A 21,184-nucleotide genomic window follows, 5' to 3' on the forward strand; every position below is an offset into this window, starting at 1 on the left:
TTGCATTACGCCCCGCCACATGACGGAGCGTACAGGATGGAAAGTCATTTTGAGTATGGTACACCCGCCCCAATGAAAGCACAGCCGCCACAAAGTTCCTCTATCCCCGCCGCCGATTTTTCATCGCCGTCGCCGGTCGAACGGTTTCGCCGCCCCGATGACCCCGAATGGCATTGGCTGGAAGACCGCGACGACCCGCAGGTCAGCGCCTTTCTGGAAGCGGCGAATGACGAATCCAAGACCTGGATGAGACCACTCGACGATCTGGTGGAGCGGCTCTATCACGGCCATCTCTCGCGTCGTGAGCTGGGCATCAAGGGCCTGCCCACCGCGCTCGATCGCTTCACCTACTGGAGCGAGACCGCCGCCGATGCCGATTACCCCGTATGGTGGCGCCATCACAACGGCAATCCGAGCGACGCGGTACCTTTTCTGGACCTGCAGCAGCGCGCCGCGGCGGAGCACTACCTGGAATTGGGCGACATGGCCCTATCGCCGGACGAGCGCTGGCTGGCCTGGACCGAAGACACCAGCGGCGATGAGCGCTTCACGCTCTACCTCAAGGCGCTGCCCGACGGTGAACCGCTGCTGCTGCTGGAGGAAATAGGCCCGGAGCTGACCTGGGCCGAGGACAACGCCACCCTGCTGTTCACCCGCTACGACGCCACCCAGCGCCCCGACAGCATCTGGCGCCTGCCGCTGAATCGAGGCCAGGCCGGCGAACCGGCGTTGATCCTGCGCGAAGACGATGCGGAGTTCTGGCTGGGGCTGGGCAAGACACGTTCACGGCAGTGGCTGGTGCTGGAGAGCGCCTCGAAGGACACCAGCGAGTGTTACCTGCTGTCGGCCCAGGCGCCCGACCAGACGCCGCGCTGCTTCCGGCCACGGGAGAAGGGCGTGGAGTACGGGCTGGAGCACCGTCCCGGATATTTCTACGTGCTGCACAACCGCAACGCCCCCCACTTCTGCCTCGAGGTCGTGGACGAGCATGATCCGCAGGCGCCCTGGCGTCCGCTGATCGAACACCGCGACGACACCACCCTGGAGGATGTCGAAGCCTTCGACTGGGGGCTGGCCATTAGCGAGCGCGACCATCACGAGGCCCAGGTCAGGGTGCGCATCGTCGAACTCGATGGTGGCCATGCCGTCGGACGAGACGAGCGTCTGCCCCTGCCGGAATCGCCCTGCAGCCTGATGCTCGGTGATATGCCCCACTTCGACAGCCGCCGCCTGCGCCTGCGAGAGGAGTCGTTCGTCATGCCGGTGCACTGGCTCGAGCACGACCTCGACAGCGGCCAGCGCCAGGTGCTCAAGTCGCAGCCCATCCACGGCGACCTGCAGCCCCAGGACCTGTGCTGTGAACGCATCTGGGCCCGCGCCCACGATGGCGAACGAATTCCGGTATCGGTGGTGATGCGTGCCGATCTAGCCGGCCACCCGCTGCCCACCCTGCTGTACGGCTATGGCGCCTACGGCGAGGTGCTCGACCCCTGGTTCTCGGTGGCCAGGCTGGAGCTGCTTGCGCGCGGCGTTGCCTTTGCCGTGGCGCATGTGCGCGGCGGCGGCGACCGAGGCGAACCCTGGTACCTGGCCGGCAAGCTCGAACACAAGGAAAACAGTTTTCGCGACTTTCTGGCGGCGCGCCACGCGCTGGTGGAGAAAGGCTTCAGCGACGCCGAACGGATTGCCGCCTACGGCGCCAGCGCCGGGGGCCTGCTGGTGGGCGCCAGCCTCAATCTGGCACCAGAGGCCTTCTGTGCCGCCCTACTGGACGTGCCCTTCGTCGACGTACTGCGCACCATGGAGAACCCCGACCTGCCGCTGACCACCGCCGAATACACCGAATGGGGCAACCCCGACGAGCCCGATGCGCGAAAACGCATTCGCGCCTATTCGCCGCTCGACAACCTGACGCCGCAGCCCTACCCCACGCTGTTTCTTCAGGGCAGTTGGCACGACACCAGAGTGCCCTACTGGGAGCCCGCCAAGCTCTATGCCCGACTACGGGAAATGGGTACCGCACGCGGCCCGGTGCTGCTGCGCACCGACATGGCCGCCGGACACGGTGGCGCTTCGGGACGCTTCAAGGCCTGGCACGACAATGCCCGCCAGGACGCTTTCATTCTTTGGGCGCTGGGTCTCGCCGAGAGAGAGGCCTGAGCAGCCGAGGGCAACAAGAATCCGGCCCGGTTGGAACCGGGCCGGGTCGTCACGGAAGATCAGCCGCCGGCACCGCCACCGCTGCCGCCACCGGCACCGCCGCCGTCACCACCGCCGGAGCCGCCGTTGCCGCCCCCGCCGGAGCCGCCGTTGCCGCCCCCACCGGAGCCACCGTTGCCGCCCCCACCGGAGCCGCCGCTGCCGCCCCCACCGGAGCCGCCGCTGCCGCCCCCACCGGAGCCGCCATTGCCGCCCCCACCGGAACCGCCTCCGCCGTTGCCACCGCCTCCGTTGCCATTCCCACCGCCGTCGCCGTTGCCACCGCCTCCATCGCCGTTGCCACCGCCTCCGTTGCCGTTACCACCGCCTCCGTTGCCGTTACCACCGCCTCCGTTGCCGTTACCACCGCCTCCATTGCCGTTGTCACCGCCTCCATTGCCGTTACCACCGCCTCCATTGCCGTTGCCACCGCCTCCATTACCGTCGCCACCGCCGCTATTGCCACCCCCGCCACCGCCGCCACTGCTGGGCGGCGAGGAGCCGCCGGTGCGCACCAGGCCTCCGTCACCTCCCCCTCTGGAGCCATCCAGGCCCATCGCTCCCAGGCCGGCGCCGGTTGGCGGCAGCCATTCCAGCAATTCGTCGAGTTCTTCGTCGCTCAGCACGGCGCCGTCGTTGAACAGCGCATTCCAACGTGCCGTCATTTCCTCATCGCTGAGCGGTTCGGTCCAGGGCTGCGACTGGGCCATGGCGCTCGTTGTCAGCATGACGCCAAACGTCACTCCTGCCGTCGTCATCCATCTCCGTTTCATGATCCCCTCCCATCGGCTTGCTCAGCTCTCGTGGCATTTGCAATGCCCCCTGAAAGCAACACAATGTTACAAGCTGCAACACTCAGCATTATGGGGAATGGGAGAAATGGCCATCAGCAGCCAGGCTGAAATTGGATACCAAAGACCTTCAGACCTTGAGGGGATCAGCTGTCAATCGGCAGTATGGCAATGATGTGGTCTTCCAGTTCGTCGTCTGGCACGTCACGCTGGGAGATGGCAAAGCTGCGCACGCTGATGCCTTTGCGATGCACGCGCTCGGGGTCGCCGGAGATCAGTGGATGCCAGCCCGCCAGCCGGCGGCCTTCCGCGATACGGCGGTAGGCGCAGGACTTCGGCAGCCAGCGGAATTCTTCGATACGCTGGGGCGTGAGCCGGGCACAGTCGGGTACCCGGGCCTGGCGGTTGGGGTAGTCGCTACAGCGGCAGCTGTGGATGTCGAGCAGTTCGCAGGCCACGCCAAGCACGGCGAGGTCGCCGCTGTCCTCGTCCTGGAACTTGACCAGGCAGCACTGGCCGCAGCCGTCGCACAGTGCTTCCCACTCCTCGGCGGTGAGCTCCTCGAGGTCGAAGCGCTCCCAGAACAGTTCACGCATGTCAGTAACGCGACTCTGTGGGGGTGCGATACAGGTCCAGCAGATACTCCTCCTTGGCTGGCGGCATCTGCAGGTAGAACCCCTTTTCGCGGATCGCTGCCATCACGTCCTCCACCTTGGCGCGGGCCAGCGGTTTTTCCGGCGACAGGATCATGGTCATGATGGACACCGGCTTGCCGAAGCGCTCGAGCAGTACCGCGGGCACCTCGGCCAGCCCCTGCCGCTTGTCGACGTAGAGGTACATCTCCTCCTTGTGCGGACTCTTGAAGATCTCGCACAGCAGCTTGTTGCCTTGCAGACGGTCGTCGTTCATGCGGCCTTCACCTCATTCAAAGCTTGTTCCAGGGGTGTCGCGAGGCAGTCGCCGCGCCAGCCCTCAGGCAAAGGTAGCGGTTCCGCCGCCAGATCGGCGGCAATCAGCGCTTCCAGCTCGCGCCGGCGCATCAGCACCTCAGGCGCCAGCCCCAACCGTTCGGCATGCTCGTTCACCACCCGCTTGAGCGCCTTCATGCGCCGCTTGTAGTCCGCCCCCAGCGGCGAAGGCTGCGCCGCCGGCAGAGTGTCCGCCTCGCACTGTTTCGCCTGCTTCACCATGGCCAGCAAGGCATCGCCGTCGCGCTTGATCAGGCTCGGCTTGATCTCTTCGACTTCGGCGAGCTGATAACGATTCTCCGGCATGCGTTCGGCGATGGCGTACAGCACCCGGTCGTTGACCAGCCAGCCCCGCGGCAGGTTGCGTCGCCGGGCCTCGCCCTCGCGCCAGGTGGTCATCAGCCGGTAGGCTTCGACCTGACGAGGCGTGAGCCGCCACAGCTGGCGATGGCGACGATACCACTGCCCATCCGCCTCGTCGCTGCGCAGGGCCTGGGCCATCAGCTCACGGCAGTCGGCTTCCAGCCACTCACGACGCTCCAGCCGTTCCAGCGCTTCGTGCTGACGTTCCCAGACCTTGAGCAGGTAGACCACGTCGAGTGCCGCATAAAGCCGCTGGGATTCACTCAGCGGACGCTGCAGCCAGTCGGATCGGGTCTCGTCCTTGGGCAGCGTCTCCCCGGTCCAGTGATGCACCATGCGCTGATAGCCCATGGCGGGGTCCTCCCCAAGCAGCGCCTGGGCAACCTGGGTATCCACCAGCGGAGCCACCGATACCCCAGCCCAATGCGCCAACACTTCCAGGTCCTCGCTGCTGGCGTGCAGCAGCTTCAGCGGCCCCTCGCCCAACAGGCGGCGAAAGGCATCGGTACAGTGCACCACGACAGGGTCAACGAGCCAGGCCGGTCCACCGCTGGAAAACTGGATCAGAGCGGGAACTGGGTGAAAGGTCTTCTCGCGAAAGAATTCGGTATCCAGCGCGATCACCTCGGCGCCAGCCACCTCGGCACAGGCGGCATCCAGCGCCTCGGGGGTGTCGATCCAGCGGATCTCGGGGGTCAGGGTCATGCGGTCATCCGGCAACAGGAAAAGGCAGCGGCTTCAATCGCCGCGAAACGGCAGGCGGCCATTGAAGGCACGACTGAGGGTACCGCCATCGACGTACTCGAGCTCACCGCCCATGGGCACGCCATAGGCCAGGCGCGACAGGGTTACCCCATGGGACGCCAGCTGGGCAGCAATGTAGTGCGCCGTGGCCTCGCCCTCCACGGTGGGGTTGGTGGCCAGGATCACCTCGCTGATACCGCCCTCGGCGATACGCGCTTCGAGCTGGTCGAGGCCCAGGTCCTCGGGGCCGATGCCATCCAACGGCGAAAGGTGACCGTGGAGCACGAAGTAGCGGCCACGGTAACCGCCCGCTTCCTCGATGGCGAGCTGGTCGGCCGGCGACTCTACCACGCACAGCAGCGCGTCGTCGCGCCGGCTGCTGGTACACAGCCCGCAGATCTCCTCTTCGGTGAGGGTGCGGCAGCGCCGACAGTAGCCGACCTGTTCGATGGCCTGCTCGAGCACGCCGGCCAGGCGGCGACCGCCGTCGCGGTCTCGCTCGAGCAGATGCATCGCCATGCGCTGCGCGGTCTTGGGCCCCACGCCCGGCAGCACACGCAGCGACTCCATCAGTCTCTCGACGAGGGGGGAAAAGCTCATTCGATACCTCTAGAGGATGGTTGACGCCGCATGGCCGAGCGAAGCCGGTTTCAATAGAGTCAGAAAGGCATCTTGAAGCCGGGCGGCAGGTTCAGTCCCGCCGTGGCCTCTTCCATCTTCGCCCGCGAACTGGCCTCGACCTTGCGTACCGCGTCGTTGACTGCCGCGGCCAGCAGATCCTCGAGCAGCTCCTTGTCCTCTTCCATGACGCTGGGGTCGATATCGACCTTGCTCACGTCGTGGCGACCGTTCATGGTCACCTTGACCATGCCGGCGCCGGCTTCACCGGTCACCTCGGCCTTGGCGATCTCTTCCTGGACACGCTGCATCTTCTGCTGCATCTCCTGGGCCTGCTTCATCAGGTTGCCCATTCCACCTTTCATCATGGTCGTTCCTCTCGCTTGGCAAAGTGAACTTGTCTTCAGGCCCTGGGTGCCGCTTCGGCCGGCTTGACGCTGGACTCGATCAGGCGTGCCCCGAAGGTTTCCTGCAGCTGCCTGACGTGTGGGTCACGATGCAGGGCAGCCACCGCCTCGGCGTGACGCTCGGCGGCAATCCGGTCGGCACGCAGGCGGGGCGTCTCGATGTCGGTCGGCAAGGACCCCGGCACGATCGCGAGTTGGCGTACGATACCGATGCCGGCCAGCGCCTCCTGCACACGACGCACGTGGATCTCTGCGTTCATGGCCTCCTGGGACGGGTCGAGGCGCAGCGTCAACCGCCTACCGTCATCGGCTTCGACCACACAGTGGGCCGCAAGGTTGCGCGTCAATCCACCGAGGCCCAGAGCATCGAAACCATCCAGCCAGCGATCATGACTTAGCAGTTCGCCATCTGCCGCTTGCTCTACCGCAGGGCACGGCTCGTGGGCATTGGCGGGCGCGACCTCGACGACCGGCTCGGGTTCGCCGAGCAGCGCCAGGTCGCTCTCTTCTGTTCGTGCCGCTACTGTCTGTGCCGCTTCTATCTGTGCTGCTGCCCTGCCTGCGTACTCCTCCGCCGGCTGGACGGCGGCAGTGCGCGGCTCGAAGGCAGGTTCAGGCGCGGACGGGTGAGCAAGCTCCGGTTCGGGTGCAGGCTCCGGTTCAGGTTCAGGTTCAGGTTCAGGCTCGGGTACAGGTTCCGCCGCAAACCGAGACTCGGGAACCGGCTCAGGTTCAGGTTCAGGTTTCGGCCGTGACGTGACAGCCACTTCCGCGGCGAACTCGGGCTCGGCCGTCGCCTGGGCGGTGGAACCAAGCGATGGCTCCGGCGTCGCCTCCTCCCAGGGTGGGGGTGGCTCCGGTGGGCGTACGACCTCGGCAGCAGGCGACGCTGCACTCACCGCCGGGGCCGGCTCGGGATGCCGCGGGGTCGCGCCAGTCGACTCGCCCTCCGGAGAGGCAGGCTCGCCGGCGCCACCAGCGGGTGCGGCGGACGAACCGCCACTTTCGACACCGCGTAGCGGCAGCGGGGTCTTGGCCGGCTGCGGCACCCCCTGGGGGCGGAAGGCCAGCATGCGCAGCAGCGTCATCTCCAGCGCCGTGCGCAGGTCGGGGGCGTGAGCCATGTCGCCGCGCCCCTGAATGCCGATCTGGTAGTAGAGCTGCACGTCCTCGGCGGTGAAGCGCGAGGCCAGAGCCAGCACCGTGTCCCGGTCGCCGTGGCCGTTGTCCACCGCGGCGGGTACCATCTGAGCCACCGCCAGGCGGTGCAGCACCGCGCTCAGGTCGTCGAGTACGGCGGCGAAATCCGGCCCTTGCTCCGCCAACTGGGCGATCTCGGCCAGCAGACGCGGCGCATCGACGTCTGCCAGCGCTTCGACCAGTGCCAGCACGTGGCGGTGGTCGAGCGTTCCCAGCATGGCGGCCACGTCAGCATGGCGCACCTGCCCCTGGCCGAAGGCGATGGCCTGGTCGGTCAGGCTCATGGCATCGCGCATGGAACCGTCGGCGGCCCGTCCCAGCAGCCACAGCGCACTCTCCTCGAAGCCGATGCCCTCGGCCTCGAGCACCTTGGCCAGGTGGGTGACGATACGCTCCGGCGGCATGTTCTTGAGGGTGAACTGCAGGCAGCGCGACAGTACCGTGGCCGGCAGCTTCTGCGGGTCGGTGGTGGCGAGCAGGAACTTGACGTGGGGCGGCGGCTCTTCCAGCGTCTTGAGCAGCGCGTTGAAGCTGCTGGTGGAGAGCATGTGCACCTCGTCGATGAGGTACACCTTGTAGCGGCCCTGGGTGGGAGCGTACTGCACGTTGTCGAGCAGCTCGCGGGTGTCTTCCACCTTGGTGCGCGAAGCGGCGTCGACTTCGATCAGATCGACGAAGCGGCCCTCGTCGATGGCACGGCAGCTGTCGCACTGGCCGCACGGCGTAGAGGTTACGCCATCGTCACCATACCCTTTGGCCGTACAGTTGAGACATTTGGCAAGTATTCTTGCCAGTGTGGTCTTGCCGACGCCGCGTGTCCCGGTGAACAGGTAGGCATGATGTAAACGCCCCTGATCGAGGGCGTTCACCAGCGCACGCTGGACGTGCTCCTGGCCGACCAGTTCATGGAACGTACGCGGTCGCCATTTGCGGGCCAGAACCTGGTAGCTCATTGCTGTACGGATTCCTTGCAACAGGGCTGGCGGGCAGCCGATCGGAGCAGGGCCTGCTGCGCCCCGACGAAGGTGTCCGGTGACGAGCCGAACGCGAAAACCTCCATTCTACCGGCTGATGCCGGGGGCGCAAAGCACACCCGGCAATGGCCCACGGCCCGCCAGTCGAAGCACCGCCTCGGGGGCTCGTCCGCCAGGCTGGCTGTGTTAGCATGCGTTGAGTATTTTCGACATTTACTGGAGTCATCATGAGCGATCCGCGCTGCGCCTCCTACTATACCGCCACCATCCACCAGGAGTCGGACTACCCTCGGCTGGAAGGCGAAGTGACGGTCGACGTGGCCATCGTCGGCGGCGGCTTCACCGGCGTGGCTACGGCGGTGGAGCTGGCCGAGCGCGGCTATCGGGTAGCCATCGTCGAGGCCAACAAGGTCGGCTGGGGCGCCAGCGGACGCAACGGCGGCCAGGTGACCGGCAGCCTCTCCGGCGAGGCGGCCATGCGCAAGCAGATGCGCCGCACTCTGGGCGAAGCCGCCGACGACTTCGTCTGGAACCTGCGCTGGCGCGGCCAACGCATCATTCGCCAGCGAGTCGAGCAGTACGACATTGCCTGCGACCTGAAGCAGGGTCATCTGCAAGCAGCCTGGAAGCCCTCGCACATGACGGCGCTACGCGCCGACTTCGAGGCCTGTCAGGCCCGCGGCATGGGCGAGCACGTCGAGCTGCTCGATGTGCATCAGGTACGCGACGTCATCCGCACCGAGCTCTATCATGGCGGTCTGCTCAATCGCTACAACCTGCACCTGCACCCGCTCAACTTGTGCCTGGGCGAGGCGCGAGTGGCCGCAAGCCTGGGGGCGCTGATCTTCGAGCGCTCCCCGGTGGAGCGCATCGACCATGGCCCCTCGCCGGCCGTGATCACGGCGCACGGCACGCTGCGCGCCGACCGCGTGCTGCTGGCCGGCAATGCCTATCACCGCCTGGAGCGCCGCCGCCTGGGCGGCAGGCTGTTTCCGGCCTCGCTGGGCATCGTCACCACCGCGCCGCTGGGTGGGCTGGCCGAAGCGATCAATCCCCAGGATCTGGCGGTGTACGACTGCCGCTTCGTACTCGACTACTACCGTCTCACCGCCGACGGCCGGCTGCTGTTCGGCGGCGGCGCCAACTACTCGGGCAAGGACTCCCCCGACATCGCCGCCGAGCTGCGCCCGCGCCTGGAAGCCACCTTTCCGCAGCTCGCGGGCACGCCCATCGATTACGCCTGGCAGGGCATGGCCGGCATCGTGATCAATCGCATCCCCATGCTCGGCAAGCTCTCCGACACCGTCTACTACGCCCAGGGCTACTCGGGCCACGGCGTGGCGACCTCGCACATCGTCGGTGAGATCATGGCCAAGGCGATTGCCGGTCACATGGAGGAGTTCGACACCTTCGCCGCCTGCCGCCACCTCAAGGTGCCATTCGGTGACGCCCTGGGCAATCCGCTGCTGGCCGCGGGGATGTGGTATTACCAGCTCCTCGAGCGCTGGCGTTAAGCTGTGTCTGATAATCCAACAACTAGAATAGCGGGCCGGCCATGACAGCTTCCTTTCCCGAACGTATCGACGCCTTTCGTATCGCCCGCCTGCCGGATATCCGCTTCGGCTCCGGCAGCATCGAATTGCTGCCAGGACTGATCGCCGACTACGGCACGAGCGTGCTGGTGGTCACGGGCAGGCGCTCCTTCGTCGCCACGCCACGCTGGCAGGCGCTGGTCGCAGCACTCGAGGCACAGGGCGCCAGCTGGCATCACGTCACCGTCGAGGGGGAGCCCTCGCCGCAGCGGGTGGACGCCATCGTCGCCGAGCATCGAGGGCACGCCATCGACGTCGTGGTCGCCATCGGCGGCGGCAGCGTGCTGGATGCAGCCAAGGCGGTGGCCGGCCTGCTACGCCCCGGCAATTCGGTGATGGATCACCTCGAGGGCGTCGGCCGTGGCCTGCCCTATCGCGGCCCGGCGGTACCGCTGATCGCCGTGCCCACTACCGCCGGTACCGGCAGCGAGGCGACCAAGAACGCCGTGCTCAGCGTACAGGGCGCCGACGGGTTCAAGAAGTCGTTCCGCGATGAGCGGCTGGTCGCCGCCGTGGCGCTGGTCGACCCGGAGCTGCTGGCGGGCTGCCCCAAGGCGCAGATCGCCGCCAACGGCATGGATGCCTTCACCCAGTTGCTCGAGTCCTACGTCTCGCTCAATGCCAGTCCCGCCACCGACGCTCTGGCCTGGTCCGGCATGCAGGCGTTCCATCGCGGCTTCTGGCCGGCCTGGGAGGCGAACCATCCCGAGGCCGACCAGGGCTACGGCCAGCTCGCCTACGCGTCGCTGATGTCGGGTATCGCCCTGGCCCAGGCGGGCCTGGGCTCGGTACACGGGCTGGCCTCGCCGCTGGGCGCCTTCTTCCCGATTCCCCATGGCACGGTGTGCGGCACCCTGGTCGCCGAGGCCACCGAGGTCAACGTCGCGGCGCTGCGCCAGCGTGCGCCGCACGCAGCAGCCCTGGCCAAGTATGCCGAGGCCGGCCGCCTGGTCAGCGGCAAAAGCGAGCTGAGCGACGACGACGCCTGCGATGCCCTGGTCGAAACGCTGCGCGAATGGACCCAGCGGCTCGACATGCCGAGGCTCGCTGCCTACGGCATGCAGCGAGACGACATCGAGCGCGTGGTCGCCGGCGCCCGGGGCGGCAGCATGAAGACCAACCCCCTGGTGCTGACCGATGCCGAGCTGGGCAGCCTGCTAGAACGGCGACTCTAGGCGGCTCTATTCGACTCTGGCTAGGGCAGCGTCGAAGCCGCTCAAAACATTCACCACGTTGATGCCGATCTCCTCCACCGCGTAGCCGCCCTCGAGCAGGAAGACGGTGGGCAGGCCCAGTGCAGCCAGACGGCGCCCGACATCCGGGTAGTCATCGCTGCGCAGCTTGAAGCTGCTGATCGGGTCGTGCTCGAAAGTGTCCACCCCCAGCGATACGACCAGCAGCTCGGCCCCGACCTGACGAATGCGCGCCAGCCCCTCGTCGAGAGCCGCCGACCAGCGCGCGTAGTCGGTGCCGGGTGGCATGGGATAGTTGACGTTGAAGCCTTCGCCCCGGCCGCTGCCGGTCTCGTCGGCGTGGCCCAGGTAATAGGGAAAGCAGTGCAGCGGGTCGCCGTGCAGCGATACGACGATCACGTCGTCGCGGGCGTAGAAGATCTCCTGGGTGCCGTTGCCGTGGTGAAAGTCGATGTCCAGCACCGCCACCCGCGAATGCCCGTGCCTCAGGGCCTGCTCGGCGGCGATGGCCGCGTTGTTGAAGAAGCAGTAGCCGCCGAACTGATTCGACGACGCATGGTGGCCCGGCGGACGGCACAGACCGAAGCTCGGCTCGCCGCTCTCGAGCGTGTGACCCAGCGCCGACAGGGCAATGTCCTTGCTGACCTCGGCGGCCTCGAAGGTGTTGGCGCAGATCGAGGTCTCGCCGGTCTGGGCGTAATGGCCGAGCCGCCCTTCGATGTGCTCGGGTATCCGCACGCCGGGCATCGAACGGGACGGCCAGATGTTGGGGATCGCCTCGCCGGCCATGCCGGCCGCCTTCCACTCCTCCCAGCAGCTGGCCAGGAACTCGACGTAGTCGCGATCGTGCACGGCCAGCACCGGGTCGAGGCCGAAGCGGGCCGGGGCCTGCACCGGGCCAAGCCCGCTCGCTCGAATCCGCTCGAGCACCAGGTCGACGCGCTCCGGACACTCGAAAGGCGCCATGAGCAACCCCTCGTTGAGCTCGGTCTTGGCGCGACGCAGCTTGGTCGACTCGCTATGGAAGGTCAGCATGACGACACCTCTTCGGGATGGTTCGCCTGACCTTGCCATGCCCTAGGCCGAGATACCATATAGTGGAATACTTCAACGACGAGCGCCGACTGGGGGAGGGCCAATGCTAAGTGACATCGAACAGCGCATCGTCGAGCGCTGCGAGGCGCTGATGGACGACACCCTGGCGCTGACCCGCGACCTCGTGCGCGGCTACAGCGTGCTGGGCCAGGAGCACGGCGCACTCGAGACCATGGAGCGCTGGTTCGAGCGCCTCGAGCTGCCGGTTACCCGGGTGCCGCTGGACGCCCCCGGTTTCGCCGAGCACACCCACCGCGCCCCCACCGAATGGGACTGCACCGAACGCTATAACCTGGTGGCCCAACTCAATGCCGAGGCTCCGGGGCCGCATCTGGTATTCAACGGCCATCTCGACGTGGTCCCCGCCGAGCCCACCGACATGTGGACCCGCCCGCCCTGGGAGCCCTGGGAACGGGACGGCTGGCTCTACGGGCGCGGCGCCGGCGACATGAAAGCCGGCATTGCCGCCATGACCCTGGCCGTGCAGGCGGTGCGTCAGGCCGGCGTGGCCATCGACTTCCCGCTGACCCTGCAGACGGTGATCGAGGAGGAGTGCACCGGCAACGGCGCCCTGGCCTGCCTGCACCAGGGCTTCAGCGGCGACTTCGTGCTGATTCCCGAACCCTTCGGCGCGCGGATCTATGCCGGCCAGGTCGGTGTGCTGTGGTTCCGTATGCGCCTCGACGGCGTGCCGGCCCACGTGCTCGACACCCGTGCCGGGCGCAACGCCATCGAGACACTGGTCGAATATTTGCCCGCGTTCAAGGCGCTGGAGGCCGAGATCAACGGCCTGCCGCGCCAGGCGCCCTACGACACCCTCGACAGCCCCTTCAATCTCAGCATCGGCAAGATCGAAGGGGGCAACTGGGCCTCCAGCGTGCCCGCCCATGCCATCCTCGAAGGCCGCGTGGGCTTCCCGCCGGGCATGACGCCCGACGAGGTGATGGAGCGTGTGCGCCGCTGCGTGGAGGCACGCCACGCCGAACTTGCCGATGACGGCCCCATGCCCCGGGTGGAGTTCCACGGCTTTCGCTCCGAAGGACACCTGGTCGACCTCGAGGCACCGGGCATTGCCCTGCTTTCGCGCTGCCACCAGGATCTGCTCGGCGCCCCGCCGGCCACCTATCTCTCCACCTGCACCACCGACCTGCGCGCCTTCCACGTCAGCGGCGCGATCAATGGCACCTGCTACGGGCCGGTGGCCCAGCGCATCCATGGCGTCGACGAGTGCGTAGAGATCGACTCGATTCGCCACGTGCTGACCACCTACGCGCTGTTCATCCATCGCTGGGCGGAGATGACCTGAAACCAGGGACACGAATTCTAAAGGGGATCAAAACGCAGCGGGGAGGCCATTGGCCTCCCCGCTCGTTCTTTCATTCGTGCGTGTAAGTGCTCGTCGCTGCCGGACTCAGGCGCAGTCCGCCGCACCCTCACCGAACATGTCGAACAGCAGCTCGCGGCCCATGGCGCTCAGCACGAAGCGACCGTGTTCGTTGTAGATGGCGGCCTCGCTGCTCTCGAGTACCCGCTGGCAGGCCGGCCACTCCTGGGAGGCTTCGCGCATCTGGCGCAGCGCGCGGCTATCGAGTCCACGGAAGGGGATGGTGATGGTCTCCAGCACGTGACCCTGCTGGTAGAGCAGAAAGGCAGCGTTCGACAGGCACTGGCGCAGGCTGCGCTGAATACCAGCGTTGGGCGTGGCGTCGATCTGCATGGTGCACATCCTCTCGCAAGCGTTTTGCTGCGCTGCATATTAACACCAAAGTCTATGTCGACCAAGGTCTAACATCGAAGCGTGCTGCGCGGAGATACACAAGACGAAAAGAAAACAAGAGGCCGAAATGGAGGCAGCCCCGACAGCCACATCCCGGCACACGCGACCACCACTACCGTTGCTCCCTTCCGGGCCTGGCGGGGTTTGCGGTTTAGCGTTGCGGGAGGACCGACGGGGCCACCACGACACGATGCCTTCGAGGCATCGAACCCGGCGTGCATCAATGGCTTGCCGAGTGCGCGTGCACTATACCAGCGGCACCGGAGGCGAGCAAGGACCGTCGCTCGAGGCAGGCATGAGCGACGGCCCGGGCTGTAAGGCGGAGCCAAATCGGCTAGGGTGAAAGGGCAAGGGAGACGATGAGGAGAGGCACACACACCGGAGGAGACGCCCCATGAAGAAGAATCCCGACAAGGGCTACATTGCATTGCTCGGCTGGAGCCTGAATGCCGTCGAGGCTGCCGAGAACTTCGACCGTCGCTACATCGTGGTAGCGCCGGAATGGGCGGAAGAGTACTGCCAGAAACACGATATCCCCCATGTGTCATGGAATTTCGAGCGCCTCAACGACCGCTCGCTGGAAATTGCCGAGACCCTGAAGGAAATGGGAGTGGACGTGGCGATCCCCCTGTTCGAGGAAACCGTCGAATGGGCCGGCGCCATCAACTCGGTATTACTCGACAACCCGCGGCTATACGGCCAATCGCTGCTGCTGCGCGACAAGGCGCTGATGAAACGCCGCGCCCAGCTTGGCGGCATTCGCGTGGGGATCTTCGAGGAGGCCCACGACAAGGGCGACGTCATCCGCTTTCTCAAGCGCGTCAACCAGACCCTGCTCAAGCTGGACGGCGACCCCAACGACCCCATTCATCTCAAGGCCTTCGACAAGGCCGGCTGCCTGGGGCATCGGGTGATACGCACCCCCGACGAGGTCGATACCATTCCCGATGAAGAGTTTCCGGTGCTGATGGAGTCGCACCTGGACGGCTGGGAATTCGCCGTGGAGGCGTGGATCCATGACGGCAAGATCGCCTTTCTCAACATCTCGGAATACGTCACCCTGGGCTACTCGGTCTTCGTGCCCGCCTCGCCGGAACTGGAACGCTACCGGCCCCAGATCACCGCTCAGATCGAAAAGCTGATCAAGGCCTTCGACATCGATTTCGGCCTGATCCATCCCGAGTATTTCGTCACCAGCGACGGCGAGATGTACTTCGGCGAGGTGGCCTATCGCCCACCGGGCTTCAAGGTGTTCGAGCTGCTCGAGCGGGTCTACGGCTTCAATGCCTACCAGGCCAGCATGCTGGTGTTCGACCCCAAGAGCAGCGCCGAAGAGGTCGCCGCCTTCTTCCCTCGCGAGGTCGAGGATGCCAAGTGCTATGCCGGCTGCTTCGGCGTCTATCCACGGCGTCGCGTGGTCAGCCGCCTGGAGATCCCCGAAGAGGTGGAAGACGACCCCTACTTCGAATCCCACGAACTCACGCCGCCCATGGAGGAAACCGTGACCAAGCGCACCGCTTTCGGCACGCACTGGGGGCTGATCTACTTCAAGGGCGACGATCCGGAGCGCCTGCGAGATCTGCTCAAGCACCAGGAAGAGCTTGATTTCTACATTTGATCAGGGCGTGATGGTGCGACAGCTCGATCACAAGGAGTCGGCGTGACCACTAACGGGCACATGCACGAGGGCACCCCGCCAGCGGACGAGGAGAAGCTGCTCAGACTACTGGCCAACCTCGACGAGGCAGCCGCCATGCTCGGCGAAGCCCGCGACTTCGCCAAGCCGGGCAAACTTCCCCGGGTGCTGGATACGGCACGTCGCGTGCTGCTCCATCCCGGTGGCGCCGCCGCCCTGGAGGTACGCGCCAGGGCATTGGAAGAGGCCGGCGTGTTTCTCGGCTCCGACTGGGCCACGCCGCAGTATCTGCTCCCTTCCCTCACCACCTACTCGCTCAAGAGCCCCGACGCCAACACGGTGGTGATCGAGGCCTTGAGCGAGCTGCGTCTGCTGGCGGTGGCCAAGGGCGACTATCTGCATTCGCTGGTGTCAGGCGAGCAGGCCCACCACTACCTGACCCAGGTGATGGCGCTCAACCTCTGGCTGCTGTTCAGTTCCCCCAGCGAGGCGGAGCGGGAAACCCAGGGACGACTGGCGCGGATTCCACGCTATCTGTTCCATCACCTTGCCGAGCGTATCGGCTACGAGCACATCATCGACCAGCTGATCGAGGAGATCTGGCGGGTGCTGCAGCAGCGCCCGATCCAGGTGGAGGCGGTAAAGCAGATGATCACCCAGATCGCCATCTGCCAGGCCGATCCGGCCATCGATCTCGGTACCAGCGGCCAGGGCGCCGACCGCCTGGTGAGTTCGCTGTATGGCCCCACTCGCGCCTGCCGCGAAGACCCCGGCCTCGAGGTCTATCGCCAGCGTCTGGCCAGTATGGACAACGCCGCCCTGCAGGGAGAAGCCACCGGCTTCGCCCGCGCCATGCACGACACCGGGCTGGTGTCGCCCTACCACCCGGTGCTGCTGCGCCACCTGCTCGACCACGGCGACCATCTCATCACCGAGGCCCTGGGGCTCTCCTCCACCGGCCGCGACTGCCTGCTGTGCTACCGCGAGCTGGCTCACGCGCTGATCCGCAGTGCGGTGCATCCGGCCACGCCCCAGGCGGTGTACGGCCTGGCGCTGATGCTGGAGCGCGGCATTCTCTATCAGCCCCCCGTGGCGCCCGCCATGTGGCGCCAGTTAGGGCTGCCGCTCTCCGAGTGGTCCCAGGCGCGCCTCAACCTGGCATACGGCGATGCGGTCTCGCCGCGTGCCCGCCTGCTCGAGGGGGTGTTGTGCATGCTGGGGCTGCCGCTGGGCGTAGGTCAGGGCAACAACCCGACCTGTCAGTCGGCCAGGGCACTCTCCATGTGGGCTTACAACGATCCCGACTACCTGCTGCAGATGGTGGCCTGGGCCGCCCGCGACGACGAGATCGTGATGCACTTCGAAGGCCAGCCGATCTCCTCGATGGAGAGCAGTGGTGGCGTGGCACAGAGCCTGCCGATGGATCTCGATCCGGTGTCGCTGATCGTGGTGCCGCACCTGGACCGCATCTATGCCGAGATGGGCCGGCGCTGCATCGGCCGCGAGGGCGACCCGCACCGTTGGGTCAATCCGGAGTTCCACGGTTGGTGGTCGGGGCGCGGCTTTCGTATCAACGTGGACGTGGCCAGCGGCCAGCTGCATGAGCTGGACGTCTTTTTGCGCCACTTCTACGCCAGCTATCACCCCTACTACAACGGCAATCAGCCCCTCATCCACCCGCAGCCGGCGGGCATCGCCGTGACCGATAGCGCGGCGCGCTTCATCGGTTGGCACGCCATCACCATCCTGCGCGTCTCCCTCGATCCCACGGACGTGATGCGGGTCTACTTCTTCAATCCCAACAACGACAGCGGCCAGGACTGGGGCGATGGCGTCAGGGTCAGTACGGCAGGCAACGGCGAGCGCTTCGGCGAAGCCTCCCTGCCCTTCGAGCAGTTCGCCTCGCGGCTCTACATCTTCCACTACGATCCGCTGGAGCGCGGCGAGCTGGCCAACGTCACCCAGGAAGAGCTCAACCGGGTCACCGGCTACGTTCATCGCAGTTGGGGGGCGAACCGGGTACCCGCCGCCGATCTGCAGGCCGATAGCGGCCACCTGAACCCTGGCACTTGACCCATATCAGGACAATGCTGCGGAGCTCTGCCAGAATGGCAGTATCTCAATGTGAGGCTCGCTTCGAGGAAGTTCGAATGGATTTCAAGTTATTGATGGTTTTCGTCGATCAGGACCGGACCGATACCGTTCTGACTGCCGCACGGGAAGCAGGCGCCACCGGGGCTACCATCATCAACAACGCCCAAGGCCAGGGGCTCAAGCCGCAGTTGACCTTCTTCGGCCTGGAATTCATGGCGTCTCGCAGCGTGATTCTCATTCTGGTGGAAGCCCGCCGTTCAGAGGATGTACTGAACGCCGTGAGCACGGCGGGCAAGCTCGACGAGAGTCTCGACACGGGCATTGCGCTGGAAATCGAGGTGTCCAAGGCGCTGGGGCTGACGGAACATATCAAGGCCCTGAGCAAGGAGCACCCGCTCGACTGAGCGCTACTCGGGTGGCTGACCGGAGCCGGTGAGGCGCCGTTCCACCCGCTCGAGATTGTCCTGCGAGCCCAACAGTACCAGCACGTCGTTGATCTGGACTTCGGTGGCACCGCCCGGATAGCGCTCACGCTTATCATCACGTACAAGTGCCGTGACGGAGACATCGTCCCGCTCGGTATCAAGCTCCGAGAGGCTCTGGCCAATTGCCGGTGAGCCCTCGGACATCAGCACCGAGTGCAATCGCTCCTGCTCCAATGCCTCCGGTTTGATGCTGTCCAGCGTACCGCGAAACAGCTCCCTGAGCATTCTGTAGTGGCTGCTGCGCTGCTCCTGCAGCCGCAGTGCCACCCGGTACAGGGGCACGCCCAGCGACTGCAGCGCATGGGAAGTCAGCAGCATGCTCGCCTCCAGTGTCTCGGGTATGACCTCGGTGGCACCTGCCTTGCGCAGCTCCTCCACATGCTGTTGGTCCCGCGTACGAACCACTGCCGCCAGCTCGGGATTCAGGCGCTTGGCATTGCGCAGCGTCGTCAGTGCCGCCGGCCTGTCGTCATGGCTGATGACCAGTAGCGCCGCACGCTCCACACCGACGTTTTCCAGCACGGTAAGGTCCGATGAGTCGCCATAGAACACCTGCTGCCCCGCCAGCCGCGCCTCCCTCACTATGGCCGGATCCATATCCAGCGCCAGGTAGTCGAAGCCTTCGCTTTCGAGAAAACGGCTCACCGTCTGGCCGGTACGGCCAAAGCCGCAAATCACCACATGCCCCTGGCTCTCGGTGGGCTCGGACGGCGTCGGTACGTCGCCAGCCGGTTTCGCTCGGCCTCTTGAGCGGCCGAATGCCCACAGCGCCAAAGGTTGATTGAAGCGAATCAGCAGTGGCGCCAGGATCATCGAGAACAGTACCGAGTTCAGCACGATCTGTGCCGGCCGGCTGGCGATGATGTTGCCATCCAGGCCAATGGCCAGCAGCGCGAAGCCGAACTCACCGCCGACGGCCAGCACCAGCCCGGTACGAAACGCCGTCTGGGGATCGACCCCCGAGAAACGTACGATCAGCGTGACCAGCACCACCTTTATGCCCAGCAGCCCCAGCGCTCCCAGCAGCGCTTCGAGCCAGATATCGGGCAAAAGCGCGGGCTCGACCAGCATGCCAATACTGACGAAGAAGAGCCCAAGCAATACGTCGCGGAACGGACGAATGGTGGACTCGACCTGATGGCGGAACTCCGTGTCACCGAGCACCATGCCGGCAAGAAAGGCGCCGAACGCCATGGACAGCCCGAGCGTCTTGGTGGTCCAGGCGGATACCAGAGAGACGAACAATACCGTGAGGGTGAACAGCTCCGCTGAGCGCCGTTCGGCTACCAGGTGAAACAGAGGACGCAGCAGATATCTTCCCGACAACAGCACGATCACGAACGCGAGGAAGGCCTTGGCCAGAGCCATCCCTAGCGCCCCTGCCACCTCATGCATGGCAGCCACACCCAACACCGGGATGATTACCACGAAAGGAACGGCAGTAATGTCTTGGAAGACGGACATGGTAGTGCCGAGCCGCCCATGTCGCGCCTGGCTTTCACCCTGCTCCAGCAGCTGCTTGGAGATGATGGAGGTAGATGACTGGGCGAACACCGCTCCGACGACGAACGCCGCCGGCCCGGGCAACCCCAGCCACCATGCGATTATTGCCACCACCAGAGTAGTCAACGCCACCTGTGCCGTACCCAATCCAAGAATGGTATGGCGCAGCGCATAGATCTGCGGCAGGGAAAAGCTGAGGCCGATGGTGAAGAGAAGAAACACGATGCCGAACTCGGCGATGACGTCGATGTAGTCGTTGTCGATTACCGGGCCGGCCGTATGGGCGCCCAGCATTACGCCGACGAGCAGATATCCCAGGCTAGGTGGGATCCTGAAGCGCTGAAAGACCAGCACGACCAATACCGTTGCACCAAGCAACAGCAGTAACTGCACCAGCGCCTGCTCAAGCATTCATTCGTTCCTGCTCATTGGATGGAGCGTCCCTGTGAAGTTCCTGAATGGGTATCATGACATTGAAATTCAACGTGTACGCAGCAACCAGCGCGCCCAGAACGGCGCGAAGAGCATCAGCGCCACCATGCGCAGCAGGTGATGAAAGGCGACGAAGACAGGGTCGAGATCCAGCGCCACGGCGAGTATCGCCATCTCGCCGATACCGCCGGGGGCCAGCGCCAGCAGCGCCACGTCGCGGGGCACGTCGACCAGGCGATGGATCAGTTCGGCGAAGCCCGCCAGCACTGCCAGCGCCAGCAGCGTGGCGATGAAGGCTTCGAACAGATAGCGTCCCAGCCTGGCGGAAGAGAGCCCGCGAAAGCGCGAGCCGATGGCACAGCCGAGTACCCACAGCATGACGTTCATACCCCAGTCCGGCAGGCGCAGGCTGGCAATGTCGAAGCCGGAGAGCAGGCCGGCGAAGAGCAGAGGAGCGAGCAGCGTGTGGCTGGGCAGGCGCAACCGACGCCCCAGGGGAAACAGCAGCGGCAGGGCCAGCAGCATCCAGGCGGAGGCAAAGCCGTTCTCGATCTCCGCTGCCTGCGGCGCTGCGCCACCTTCATAGGCCCAGAACAGCGGCGGCAGGATCATGATCACCAGCACGATGCGCAGCGACTGAGCGATGGCGATACGCCGCGGATCGCCGCCGCACTTCTCCCCCATCAGGATCATCGCCGTCATCGCGCCGGGCGCCGAGGCGAACCAGGCGCTCACCGAATCGAAGCCGCAGCGACGGTACCAGGCGGCGGCCGCCGCCGTGGAAGCGGCCACGCCGAGCAGCAGCAGCACTGCGGAAAGCGGCCAGTCCAGCACCCGCTGAGCCAGCTGTGGCGTCACCTGACTGCCCAGCACCAGGCCGAGCACGCCGATAAAGGCCTCGCGCAGCGGTTCGGGCACGCGCACGTCGCCGCCCTTCGCCGACGCGATCAGGTTGGCCGTCAGCGGCCCCAGCATCCACGCCAGCGGCATACCGATGAGGTGGAAAATCAGCCCGCCTAGCGCCCCAATGGCCAGCGACCTGGCCAGTGCCGTTCCTTCGCTTCGCTCCACGCGGCTCCCTTCTGTTAACTGGCTAACTAAACGATTATGCCA

At 65.7% G+C, this 21,184-nt stretch carries 18 protein-coding genes and 1 other RNA gene; 7 read left to right on the top strand and 12 right to left on the bottom strand.

Annotated features, from left to right (window positions below; translation table 11 throughout):
• Positions 1–72: 72 nt before the first annotated feature.
• A complete protein-coding gene (locus HOP59_RS12665; protein WP_010627895.1) occupies positions 73–2,160 on the top strand; it encodes a S9 family peptidase in 2,088 nt (695 codons plus the stop codon).
• Between the two features lie 59 nt (positions 2,161–2,219).
• Here HOP59_RS12665 and HOP59_RS12670 read toward each other — a convergent pair whose 3' ends face one another.
• The 7 genes from HOP59_RS12670 to dnaX all read right to left on the bottom strand — a co-directional run bounded on the left by HOP59_RS12670 (position 2,220) and on the right by dnaX (position 8,243).
• Positions 2,220–2,972: a hypothetical protein gene (locus HOP59_RS12670; protein ID WP_234254175.1), complete on the bottom strand. Its 753-nt coding sequence runs from the start codon at positions 2,970–2,972 to the stop codon at positions 2,220–2,222.
• A 164-nt stretch (positions 2,973–3,136) separates the two neighbouring features.
• Positions 3,137–3,586 carry a YcgN family cysteine cluster protein gene (locus HOP59_RS12675; protein WP_234254176.1) on the bottom strand — a complete coding sequence of 150 codons (450 nt, stop codon included), beginning with the start codon at positions 3,584–3,586 and terminating at the stop codon, positions 3,137–3,139.
• A 1-nt stretch (position 3,587) separates the two neighbouring features.
• Positions 3,588–3,899, bottom strand: a complete 312-nt coding sequence (locus tag HOP59_RS12680; protein ID WP_234254177.1) for a YcgL domain-containing protein — start codon at positions 3,897–3,899, stop codon at positions 3,588–3,590.
• On the bottom strand, positions 3,896–5,026 hold the full coding sequence (rnd, locus tag HOP59_RS12685; protein ID WP_234254178.1) for a ribonuclease D: 1,131 nt from the start codon (positions 5,024–5,026) through the stop codon (positions 3,896–3,898). Before rnd ends, HOP59_RS12680 begins: the two co-directional genes overlap by 4 nt.
• A 33-nt stretch (positions 5,027–5,059) precedes the next feature.
• Positions 5,060–5,665, bottom strand: a complete 606-nt coding sequence (gene recR / locus HOP59_RS12690) for a recombination mediator RecR (RefSeq protein WP_234254179.1) — start codon at positions 5,663–5,665, stop codon at positions 5,060–5,062.
• A 59-nt stretch (positions 5,666–5,724) separates the two neighbouring features.
• The gene (locus tag HOP59_RS12695) at positions 5,725–6,051 is read right to left on the bottom strand and encodes a YbaB/EbfC family nucleoid-associated protein (RefSeq protein ID WP_010627889.1); all 327 of its coding nucleotides are present in this window, start codon (positions 6,049–6,051) and stop codon (positions 5,725–5,727) included.
• 35 nt (positions 6,052–6,086) lie between these two features.
• Positions 6,087–8,243 carry a DNA polymerase III subunit gamma/tau gene (gene dnaX, locus HOP59_RS12700; protein ID WP_234254180.1) on the bottom strand — a complete coding sequence of 719 codons (2,157 nt, stop codon included), beginning with the start codon at positions 8,241–8,243 and terminating at the stop codon, positions 6,087–6,089.
• A 248-nt stretch (positions 8,244–8,491) separates the two neighbouring features.
• Between dnaX and HOP59_RS12705 the strand changes: the two genes are divergently transcribed.
• Positions 8,492–9,778 (top strand): NAD(P)/FAD-dependent oxidoreductase, encoded by a 1,287-nt coding sequence (locus HOP59_RS12705; RefSeq protein WP_234254181.1) that lies wholly within the window; start codon positions 8,492–8,494, stop codon positions 9,776–9,778.
• A gap of 41 nt (positions 9,779–9,819) precedes the next feature.
• Positions 9,820–11,031, top strand: coding sequence for an iron-containing alcohol dehydrogenase (locus tag HOP59_RS12710; RefSeq protein ID WP_234254182.1), 1,212 nt, complete (start codon positions 9,820–9,822; stop codon positions 11,029–11,031).
• Between the two features lie 6 nt (positions 11,032–11,037).
• Here HOP59_RS12710 and HOP59_RS12715 read toward each other — a convergent pair whose 3' ends face one another.
• Complete coding sequence (locus HOP59_RS12715; RefSeq protein WP_234254183.1) at positions 11,038–12,084, bottom strand: histone deacetylase family protein; 1,047 nt, start codon at positions 12,082–12,084, stop codon at positions 11,038–11,040.
• Positions 12,085–12,187: 103 nt separating this feature from the next.
• Between HOP59_RS12715 and HOP59_RS12720 the strand changes: the two genes are divergently transcribed.
• Positions 12,188–13,450, top strand: a complete 1,263-nt coding sequence (locus HOP59_RS12720; protein WP_234254184.1) for an ArgE/DapE family deacylase — start codon at positions 12,188–12,190, stop codon at positions 13,448–13,450.
• Between the two features lie 105 nt (positions 13,451–13,555).
• On the opposite strand, the gene HOP59_RS12725 is transcribed toward HOP59_RS12720, so the two are convergent.
• Positions 13,556–13,861, bottom strand: coding sequence for a hypothetical protein (locus tag HOP59_RS12725; RefSeq protein ID WP_010627882.1), 306 nt, complete (start codon positions 13,859–13,861; stop codon positions 13,556–13,558).
• A 137-nt stretch (positions 13,862–13,998) separates the two neighbouring features.
• Positions 13,999–14,095, bottom strand: an RNA gene (gene ffs, locus HOP59_RS12730) — signal recognition particle sRNA small type.
• Between the two features lie 220 nt (positions 14,096–14,315).
• On the opposite strand from ffs, the gene HOP59_RS12735 reads away from it, so the two are divergent.
• The 3 genes from HOP59_RS12735 (at position 14,316) to HOP59_RS12745 (ending at position 18,055) form a co-directional block, all read left to right on the top strand.
• Positions 14,316–15,539, top strand: a complete 1,224-nt coding sequence (locus HOP59_RS12735) for an ATP-grasp domain-containing protein (RefSeq protein WP_010627881.1) — start codon at positions 14,316–14,318, stop codon at positions 15,537–15,539.
• A gap of 42 nt (positions 15,540–15,581) precedes the next feature.
• Positions 15,582–17,630: a transporter permease gene (locus HOP59_RS12740; protein ID WP_422676446.1), complete on the top strand. Its 2,049-nt coding sequence runs from the start codon at positions 15,582–15,584 to the stop codon at positions 17,628–17,630.
• A gap of 77 nt (positions 17,631–17,707) precedes the next feature.
• Complete coding sequence (locus tag HOP59_RS12745; protein WP_086508445.1) at positions 17,708–18,055, top strand: P-II family nitrogen regulator; 348 nt, start codon at positions 17,708–17,710, stop codon at positions 18,053–18,055.
• Positions 18,056–18,058: 3 nt separating this feature from the next.
• On the opposite strand, the gene HOP59_RS12750 is transcribed toward HOP59_RS12745, so the two are convergent.
• Positions 18,059–20,050, bottom strand: coding sequence for a monovalent cation:proton antiporter family protein (locus HOP59_RS12750; protein ID WP_234254185.1), 1,992 nt, complete (start codon positions 20,048–20,050; stop codon positions 18,059–18,061).
• A 69-nt stretch (positions 20,051–20,119) separates the two neighbouring features.
• Positions 20,120–21,142: an AbrB family transcriptional regulator gene (locus HOP59_RS12755; protein ID WP_086508447.1), complete on the bottom strand. Its 1,023-nt coding sequence runs from the start codon at positions 21,140–21,142 to the stop codon at positions 20,120–20,122.
• Positions 21,143–21,184 lie beyond the last annotated feature (42 nt).

This window comes from Billgrantia aerodenitrificans (genome assembly GCF_021404405.1).
GTDB lineage: Bacteria > Pseudomonadota > Gammaproteobacteria > Pseudomonadales > Halomonadaceae > Halomonas > Halomonas aerodenitrificans.

Coding starts and splice junctions, on each gene's coding strand:
- recR (WP_234254179.1), bottom strand. CDS start 5,665: ATGAGCTTTTCCCCCCTCGTCGAGAGACTGATGGAGTCGCTGCGTGTG.
- HOP59_RS12735 (WP_010627881.1), top strand. CDS start 14,316: ATGAAGAAGAATCCCGACAAGGGCTACATTGCATTGCTCGGCTGGAGC.
- HOP59_RS12750 (WP_234254185.1), bottom strand. CDS start 20,050: ATGCTTGAGCAGGCGCTGGTGCAGTTACTGCTGTTGCTTGGTGCAACG.
- HOP59_RS12705 (WP_234254181.1), top strand. CDS start 8,492: ATGAGCGATCCGCGCTGCGCCTCCTACTATACCGCCACCATCCACCAG.
- HOP59_RS12665 (WP_010627895.1), top strand. CDS start 73: ATGAAAGCACAGCCGCCACAAAGTTCCTCTATCCCCGCCGCCGATTTT.
- HOP59_RS12695 (WP_010627889.1), bottom strand. CDS start 6,051: ATGATGAAAGGTGGAATGGGCAACCTGATGAAGCAGGCCCAGGAGATG.
- HOP59_RS12745 (WP_086508445.1), top strand. CDS start 17,708: ATGGATTTCAAGTTATTGATGGTTTTCGTCGATCAGGACCGGACCGAT.
- HOP59_RS12715 (WP_234254183.1), bottom strand. CDS start 12,084: ATGCTGACCTTCCATAGCGAGTCGACCAAGCTGCGTCGCGCCAAGACC.
- HOP59_RS12680 (WP_234254177.1), bottom strand. CDS start 3,899: ATGAACGACGACCGTCTGCAAGGCAACAAGCTGCTGTGCGAGATCTTC.
- HOP59_RS12725 (WP_010627882.1), bottom strand. CDS start 13,861: ATGCAGATCGACGCCACGCCCAACGCTGGTATTCAGCGCAGCCTGCGC.
- dnaX (WP_234254180.1), bottom strand. CDS start 8,243: ATGAGCTACCAGGTTCTGGCCCGCAAATGGCGACCGCGTACGTTCCAT.
- HOP59_RS12720 (WP_234254184.1), top strand. CDS start 12,188: ATGCTAAGTGACATCGAACAGCGCATCGTCGAGCGCTGCGAGGCGCTG.
- HOP59_RS12675 (WP_234254176.1), bottom strand. CDS start 3,586: ATGCGTGAACTGTTCTGGGAGCGCTTCGACCTCGAGGAGCTCACCGCC.
- HOP59_RS12670 (WP_234254175.1), bottom strand. CDS start 2,972: ATGAAACGGAGATGGATGACGACGGCAGGAGTGACGTTTGGCGTCATG.
- HOP59_RS12710 (WP_234254182.1), top strand. CDS start 9,820: ATGACAGCTTCCTTTCCCGAACGTATCGACGCCTTTCGTATCGCCCGC.
- rnd (WP_234254178.1), bottom strand. CDS start 5,026: ATGACCCTGACCCCCGAGATCCGCTGGATCGACACCCCCGAGGCGCTG.